The 1882-nt window shown below is 37.7% G+C and carries 2 protein-coding genes; both read right to left on the bottom strand.

The window, feature by feature from the left end; all coding sequences use genetic code 11:
• A partial coding sequence (locus tag U9P79_09050) for a GAF domain-containing protein (protein ID MEA2104767.1) occupies positions 1-361 on the bottom strand: 361 nt, incomplete at its 3' end.
• Between the two features lie 47 nt (positions 362-408).
• The coding region (locus U9P79_09045) for a T9SS type A sorting domain-containing protein (protein MEA2104766.1) at positions 409-1882 on the bottom strand (1474 nt) is incomplete at its 5' end.

Genomic DNA, 1882 nt, shown 5'->3' with positions numbered 1-1882 from the left:
AGAGAATTGATTTTGTTACAAATCCGCTCGATTTATCTGCACCCTTAAAAAAACGAGTATCTTTTGAAACATCGTTAACTACGATTGGTTCTTGAGTTTCAATAACAGCCCCAACGATTCCTTCACCCGCTTTCATGCGAATTTGTTTTATTACTTTTGCTTTTTCACCTTCTGCTATATGAAATAGCAAATCGCCATTATTTTCATCAATTGTAACAAGTGAAGAGGCTTCCACTTCCAATACTTTGGTGGCAACATCCATCACGGCTTTTAGAACTTCGTCCAAATCAAGATGGGAACTTATTGCGTTTGAAATATCATAAACTGCTTGTAAATGAGTTGAATCTGATAAATTATTCATTATTTCCTTTATTTATCCTTAAATATATTATTCTAATTTTATCCCTTTTATTTTATTAAAAGCATTTTCTTCGTATCTTCAAAATTGCTTGTCTGCATTCGGTAAAAATAGATTCCAGCCGGATATTCAGCTGCGATCAAATTCACAGAATATTTTCCCTCATCCTGATGATCTGCTATTAATGTCTCCACAAGACGTCCCTGTAAATTATATATTTTTATCGTTACCCAATCTGATTTCGCCAGCGAATAGGAAATATTTGTAACCTCGCAAAATGGGTTTGGGAAATTGTATTTCAACTCAGTAAATAAATTTTCTATATTTGATCCACCTGCTGCATTTTGCTCCAAATAAATACTTCCATTTGTTGTGCCGGAGAGATAGTCAATTTCGTTCACATCAAATTGAGTAAAAGAAAGTGCCGTTGATTCACCACTTTGTCCAACTATATTAAATTGGATATTAAGAATATTTCCACTACCTGTGAATAATTGCCCGATAGAATATAAACTGATAGCAATTAATCCGTCTGTGTTTGAATTGAATTCAAGCACAAAATCTTCCTGCTCTAAAATGCCACCAACTAATGATACATTCGTAACGCTGACAATATTTTCGCTAAATTCGATTGCGATATCCATTCCCTCCAAATCAATCAGATTCTGGACTGAAAGCGGAATAGAAATATTACCATTGGCTGTGGAAGTATCCGGAAGCGAAGCGGTGATGTCCCTTGTTCCTTTTCTACAAAATCGTTCGGACGAAGACCAGTTTCCGGTTACATCACCCAGCCTGATTCCACAAAAATTTTCAGCTGACAGATCGGAATTCAAAGGGGTGTATTCTTTTTGCGAATCATAATAAATGGGGGGCCATACAGCGAAATTTAGGGAATCAGCCACAAAAACCCAGTTATTTCCTCCGTCATTCAAGTTTTCAATCAAGCCGATTCCATATCTCGCAACACGCGATGCATCGGTTGGGTTGACGTAAGAATTTTGGGTAACATCGGCTGCGATGATCCGGCAAGGTTCCAACGAAATCAAACCAATCCCATAACGGGCTATTCGGGAGGCGTCCATGCTGCTCAATCCACCTAGCTCGTCGGTTTTTTCTACTTGCGAAATATAATTGCCCGAGACGATCAGAGAAAATTGATATTCGCCTTGAGTGTTTGTCAAAACAGTTTCACGCTGATTTGTTAATATTACAGATGCATTTGAAATTGGTGAATCATCTTCGTAATAGAAAACATTTCCGGAAATATTGTAACCACCGAGAATTTCAATCTGTCCGTCCGAACTGTTCACATCTTGCTCATTTACAATCGCTTCTGTGAAAAGTAGTTCAGCCACATCCCCGATGGGAGCCGAAGCATTTACTCCAAATTCAAGATTTACGATGATCCCCGAATCGTCAACCAAATTTCCTCCCGCATAAATCCAACAAGAGATAGAACTCGGAGATGAATTTACATTGAGAGAATAATTTTCGTTTTCAAGAATAGTTCCATCCAGAGTT

Source organism: Candidatus Cloacimonadota bacterium (genome assembly GCA_034661015.1).
Lineage (GTDB): Bacteria > Cloacimonadota > Cloacimonadia > JGIOTU-2 > JGIOTU-2 > JAYEKN01.
The sequence above is the reverse complement of the archived record's forward strand: the minus strand, read 5'-3'. Positions and strand labels throughout refer to the sequence as shown.